10 tRNA genes and 4 rRNA genes are annotated in these 6,087 nt (G+C 51.1%); all 14 read left to right on the top strand.

From position 1 onward, the window contains the following. Window positions 1-1,274, top strand: a 16S ribosomal RNA gene (locus MKX36_RS25285); the annotation flags it as partial. A gap of 253 nt (window positions 1,275-1,527) precedes the next feature. Further along, window positions 1,528-4,444, top strand: a 23S ribosomal RNA gene (locus MKX36_RS25290). A gap of 60 nt (window positions 4,445-4,504) precedes the next feature. After that, window positions 4,505-4,620, top strand: a 5S ribosomal RNA gene (gene rrf / locus MKX36_RS25295). A gap of 129 nt (window positions 4,621-4,749) precedes the next feature. After that, window positions 4,750-4,824, top strand: a tRNA-Glu gene (locus tag MKX36_RS25300). A gap of 5 nt (window positions 4,825-4,829) precedes the next feature. Then, window positions 4,830-4,905, top strand: a tRNA-Val gene (locus MKX36_RS25305). Between the two features lie 4 nt (window positions 4,906-4,909). Further along, window positions 4,910-4,985, top strand: a tRNA-Thr gene (locus MKX36_RS25310). Window positions 4,986-4,998: 13 nt separating this feature from the next. Next, window positions 4,999-5,074: transfer RNA gene (locus MKX36_RS25315), tRNA-Lys, on the top strand. Window positions 5,075-5,077: 3 nt separating this feature from the next. Next, window positions 5,078-5,162, top strand: a tRNA-Leu gene (locus MKX36_RS25320). A gap of 21 nt (window positions 5,163-5,183) precedes the next feature. Beyond that, window positions 5,184-5,258, top strand: a tRNA-Gly gene (locus MKX36_RS25325). A 6-nt stretch (window positions 5,259-5,264) separates the two neighbouring features. Beyond that, a tRNA-Leu gene (locus MKX36_RS25330) sits at window positions 5,265-5,353 on the top strand. A gap of 3 nt (window positions 5,354-5,356) precedes the next feature. Next, window positions 5,357-5,433, top strand: a tRNA-Arg gene (locus MKX36_RS25335). A gap of 1 nt (window position 5,434) precedes the next feature. Beyond that, window positions 5,435-5,511, top strand: a tRNA-Pro gene (locus MKX36_RS25340). Window positions 5,512-5,528: 17 nt separating this feature from the next. Beyond that, window positions 5,529-5,601: transfer RNA gene (locus MKX36_RS25345), tRNA-Ala, on the top strand. Window positions 5,602-5,798: 197 nt separating this feature from the next. Continuing rightward, window positions 5,799-6,087 (top strand): 16S ribosomal RNA (locus tag MKX36_RS25350); the annotation flags it as partial.

Genomic DNA, 6,087 nt, shown 5'->3' on the forward strand with positions numbered 1-6,087 from the left:
ACCAAGGCGACGATGCGTAGCCGACCTGAGAGGGTGATCGGCCACACTGGGACTGAGACACGGCCCAGACTCCTACGGGAGGCAGCAGTAGGGAATCTTCCGCAATGGACGAAAGTCTGACGGAGCAACGCCGCGTGAGTGATGAAGGTTTTCGGATCGTAAAACTCTGTTGTCGGGGAAGAACAAGTATGATAGTAACTGATCGTACCTTGACGGTACCCGACCAGAAAGCCACGGCTAACTACGTGCCAGCAGCCGCGGTAATACGTAGGTGGCAAGCGTTGTCCGGAATTATTGGGCGTAAAGCGCTCGCAGGCGGTTCTTTAAGTCTGATGTGAAATCTTGCGGCTCAACCGTAAACGTGCATTGGAAACTGGAGGACTTGAGTGCAGAAGAGGAGAGTGGAATTCCACGTGTAGCGGTGAAATGCGTAGAGATGTGGAGGAACACCAGTGGCGAAGGCGACTCTCTGGTCTGTAACTGACGCTGAGGAGCGAAAGCGTGGGGAGCGAACAGGATTAGATACCCTGGTAGTCCACGCCGTAAACGATGAGTGCTAGGTGTTAGGGGGTTTCCGCCCCTTAGTGCTGAAGTTAACGCATTAAGCACTCCGCCTGGGGAGTACGGCCGCAAGGCTGAAACTCAAAAGAATTGACGGGGACCCGCACAAGCGGTGGAGCATGTGGTTTAATTCGAAGCAACGCGAAGAACCTTACCAGGTCTTGACATCCTTTGACCGCTCTGGAGACAGAGTTTTCCCTTCGGGGACAAAGTGACAGGTGGTGCATGGTTGTCGTCAGCTCGTGTCGTGAGATGTTGGGTTAAGTCCCGCAACGAGCGCAACCCTTGATCTTAGTTGCCAGCATTTAGTTGGGCACTCTAAGGTGACTGCCGGTGACAAACCGGAGGAAGGTGGGGATGACGTCAAATCATCATGCCCCTTATGACCTGGGCTACACACGTGCTACAATGGACGGAACAAAGGGAAGCAAGCCCGCGAGGTCAAGCAAATCCCATAAAACCGTTCTCAGTTCGGATTGTAGGCTGCAACTCGCCTACATGAAGCCGGAATCGCTAGTAATCGCGGATCAGCATGCCGCGGTGAATACGTTCCCGGGTCTTGTACACACCGCCCGTCACACCACGAGAGTTCGTAACACCCGAAGTCGGTGAGGTAACCTTTTTGGAGCCAGCCGCCGAAGGTGGGACGAATGATTGGGGTGAAGTCGTAACAAGGTAGCCGTATCGGAAGGTGCGGCTGGATCACCTCCTTTCTAAGGATATATAACGGAATTTTGTACTTGGTTGTTTGGTTCAGTTTTGAGAGAGCAATCTCTCAAGGAACTTCTGTTAAAACCGTCACGTCCATGTGACAACACAGAAGTCACCACATCCGTGTGGAAGCTTGTACCTTGAAAACTAAATAAGAGTAACAACGACATCAAACTTTAGAAATAAGGCAAAAAAGCTATTGATATAGCAACACAACTGATTACGAAGTAATCAGCAAACTTATTCCAAAACTTTAGTTAAGTGAATAAGGGCGCACGGTGGATGCCTTGGCACTAGGAGCCGATGAAGGACGGGACTAACACCGATATGCCTCGGGGAGTTGTAAGTAAACTTTGATCCGGGGATTTCCGAATGGGGGAACCCACTGTTCGTAATGGGACAGGACATCTATCTGAATACATAGGGTAGATGAGGCAGACCCGGGGAACTGAAACATCTCAGTACCTGGAGGAAGAGAAAGAAAAATCGATTTCCTGAGTAGCGGCGAGCGAAACGGAAAGAGCCCAAACCAAGAAGCTTGCTTCTTGGGGTTGTAGGACACTCCATTGGAGTTACAAAGAAATTCTTTAAACGAATCGACTTGGAAAGGTCAGCCGAAGAAGGTAACAGCCCTGTAGTTGAAAAGGAATTTCCTCCGGAGTGTATCCTGAGTACGGCGGAACACGTGGAATTCCGTCGGAATCCGGGAGGACCATCTCCCAAGGCTAAATACTACCTAGTGACCGATAGTGAACCAGTACCGTGAGGGAAAGGTGAAAAGCACCCCGGAAGGGGAGTGAAATAGAACCTGAAACCGTGTGCCTACAAGTAGTCGGAGCCCGTTAATGGGTGACGGCGTACCTTTTGTAGAATGGACCGGCGAGTTACGATTGTATGCAAGGTTAAGTGGAAGACACGGAGCCGTAGCGAAAGCGAGTCTGAATAGGGCGAATGAGTATGCGGTCGTAGACCCGAAACCGTGTGATCTACCCATGTCCAGGGTGAAGGTCAGGTAACACTGACTGGAGGCCCGAACCCACGTATGTTGAAAAATGCGGGGATGAGGTGTGGGTAGCGGTGAAATTCCAATCGAACACGGAGATAGCTGGTTCTCTCCGAAATAGCTTTAGGGCTAGCCTCAAGATCGTGAGTACTGGAGGTAGAGCACTGATTGGACTAGGGGCCCCTACCGGGTTACCGAATTCAGTCAAACTCCGAATGCCAGTTACTTCAACTTGGGAGTCAGACTATGGGTGATAAGGTTCATAGTCGAAAGGGAAACAGCCCAGACCGCCAGCTAAGGTCCCAAAGTATACGTTAAGTGGAAAAGGATGTGGCGTTGCACAGACAACCAGGATGTTGGCTTAGAAGCAGCCATCATTGAAAGAGTGCGTAATAGCTCACTGGTCGAGTGACGCTGCGCCGAAAATGTACCGGGGCTAAACGTATCACCGAAGCTGCGGATTGTTCTTACGAACAATGGTAGGAGAGCGTTCAAAGTGCAGAGAAGTCAGACCGTGAGGACTGGTGGAGCGCTTTGAAGTGAGAATGCCGGTATGAGTAGCGAAAAAAGAGTGAGAATCTCTTTCACCGAATGCCTAAGGTTTCCTGAGGAAGGCTCGTCCTCTCAGGGTTAGTCGGGACCTAAGCCGAGGCCGACAGGCGTAGGCGATGGACAACAGGTTGATATTCCTGTACCACCTCATGATTGTTTGAACAATGGGGGGACGCAGGAGGATAAGGAGTGCGCACTGATGGATGTGCGTCCAAGCATGCGAGGAAGTCAGATAGGCAAATCCGTCTGACATATTTCTGAGCTGTGATGGGGAGGGAAATAGAGTACCGAAGTTCCTGATTTCACACTGCCAAGAAAAGCCTCTAGTTAGATCATAGGTGCCCGTACCGCAAACCGACACAGGTAGGCGAGGAGAGAATCCTAAGGTGAGCGGGAGAACTCTCGTTAAGGAACTCGGCAAAATGACCCCGTAACTTCGGGAGAAGGGGTGCTCACTTGTGAGTGAGCCGCAGTGAATAGGCCCAAGCGACTGTTTAGCAAAAACACAGGTCTCTGCGAAGCCGAAAGGCGAAGTATAGGGGCTGACACCTGCCCGGTGCTGGAAGGTTAAGGGGAAGAGTTAGCGTAAGCGAAGCTTTGAACCGAAGCCCCAGTAAACGGCGGCCGTAACTATAACGGTCCTAAGGTAGCGAAATTCCTTGTCGGGTAAGTTCCGACCCGCACGAAAGGTGCAACGACTTGGGCACTGTCTCAACGAGAGACCCGGTGAAATTATACTATGCGTGAAGATGCGCATTACCCGCGACAGGACGGAAAGACCCCGTGGAGCTTTACTGTAGCCTGATATGGAATGTTTGTGCAGTTTGTACAGGATAGGTGGGAGCCTTTGAAGCGTGAGCGCCAGCTTACGTGGAGGCACCCGTGGGATACCACCCTAACTGTATGACCATTCTAACCCAGGACCGTAATCCGGTTCGGAGACAGTGTCAGGCGGGCAGTTTGACTGGGGCGGTCGCCTCCTAAAAGGTAACGGAGGCGCCCAAAGGTTCCCTCAGAATGGTTGGAAATCATTCGTAGAGTGTAAAGGCAGAAGGGAGCTTGACTGCGAGACCTACAAGTCGAGCAGGGACGAAAGTCGGGCTTAGTGATCCGGTGGTTCCGCATGGAAGGGCCATCGCTCAACGGATAAAAGCTACCCCGGGGATAACAGGCTTATCTCCCCCAAGAGTTCACATCGACGGGGAGGTTTGGCACCTCGATGTCGGCTCATCGCATCCTGGGGCTGTAGTCGGTCCCAAGGGTTGGGCTGTTCGCCCATTAAAGCGGTACGCGAGCTGGGTTCAGAACGTCGTGAGACAGTTCGGTCCCTATCCGTCGTGGGCGTTGGAAGTTTGAGAGGAGCTGTCCTTAGTACGAGAGGACCGGGATGGACACACCGCTGGTGTACCAGTTGTTCCGCCAGGAGCATAGCTGGGTAGCTACGTGTGGAAAGGATAAGTGCTGAAAGCATCTAAGCATGAAGCCCCCCTCAAGATGAAACTTCCCATCACTTCAAGTGAGTAAAATCCCTCAGAGACGATGAGGTTGATAGGTCCGAGGTGGAAGCGTGGCGACACGTGCAGCTGACGGATACTAATCGATTGAGGACTTATCTAAGTTTTTTGATGTCACGTTACTCTTATTTAGTTTTCAGGGTGCAAATCCTAAATAAATAAGTCTGGTAGCGATAGCGAAGAGGTCACACCTGTTTCCATGCCGAACACAGAAGTTAAGTTCTTCAGCGCCAATGGTAGTTGGGGGATTCCCCCTGCAAGAGTAGGACGCCGCCAGGCAATCCTTATTTCACAGTACCTTAATGGTAGAACTTCGGTTAATAACCGACTGGTCGTAGATTTGAAGTTTAACTTTTAAAATCTGCCTGTGAAATTATTTATTTTCCTATTAACTGGAAAATAATACCTGGCCCGTTGGTCAAGCGGTTAAGACACCGCCCTTTCACGGCGGTAACACGGGTTCGAATCCCGTACGGGTCACCAATAATGGAGGATTAGCTCAGCTGGGAGAGCACCTGCCTTACAAGCAGGGGGTCGCAGGTTCGAGCCCTGCATCCTCCACCATTATGCCGGCCTAGCTCAACTGGTAGAGCAACTGACTTGTAATCAGTAGGTTGGGGGTTCAAGTCCTCTGGCCGGCACCATTTTCCTTTTAAGGAGCCATTAGCTCAGTCGGTAGAGCATCTGACTTTTAATCAGAGGGTCGAAGGTTCGAATCCTTCATGGCTCACCATTTGCGGGTGTGGCGGAATTGGCAGACGCGCTAGACTTAGGATCTAGTGCCTTCGGGCGTGGGGGTTCAAGTCCCTCCACCCGCACCATTAATTAAATAAAGGCAATACGCGGAAGTAGTTCAGTGGTAGAACATCACCTTGCCAAGGTGGGGGTCGCGGGTTCGAATCCCGTCTTCCGCTCCAAATATTGCCGGGGTGGCGGAACTGGCAGACGCACAGGACTTAAAATCCTGCGGTAAGTGATTACCGTACCGGTTCGATTCCGGTCCTCGGCACCATAAGCGCCCGTAGCTCAATTGGATAGAGCGTTTGACTACGGATCAAGAGGTTAGGGGTTCGACTCCTCTCGGGCGCGCCATCGGGAAGTAGCTCAGCTTGGTAGAGCACTTGGTTTGGGACCAAGGGGTCGCAGGTTCGAATCCTGTCTTCCCGACCATTACATGAATATAATATGGGGCCTTAGCTCAGCTGGGAGAGCGCCTGCCTTGCACGCAGGAGGTCAGCGGTTCGATCCCGCTAGGCTCCACTCAATAACTTTTAAATAAGTTGTTGACAATGGTTTTGAAACATGATATATTAATTTGGTCGCTGTTTTTAAAAGCGACAAAGAAATTGCTCTTTGAAAACTGAACAAAACAACCAGTACGAAAGAAGAAAAACACCTCGTTTTTCTTGAATATTTAAGTCAGAAGTTGACTTCTGAAAGCTAAAGAAACAAACACTTTTATGGAGAGTTTGATCTTGGCTCAGGACGAACGCTGGCGGCGTGCCTAATACATGCAAGTCGAGCGCGGGAAGCGGACAGAACTCTTCGGAGGGACGTTCGTGGAACGAGCGGCGGACGGGTGAGTAACACGTAGGCAACCTGCCTGTAAGACTGGGATAACTCGCGGAAACGCGAGCTAATACCGGATAATACTTATCATCTCCTGATGGTAAGTTGAAAGGCGGCTTTTGCTGTCACTTACAGATGGGCCTGCGGCGCATTAGCTAGTTGGTGAGGTAATGGCTC

Origin of the sequence: Paenibacillus sp. FSL W8-0439 (genome assembly GCF_038008995.1) — a bacterium.
GTDB lineage: Bacteria > Bacillota > Bacilli > Paenibacillales > Paenibacillaceae > Paenibacillus > Paenibacillus polymyxa.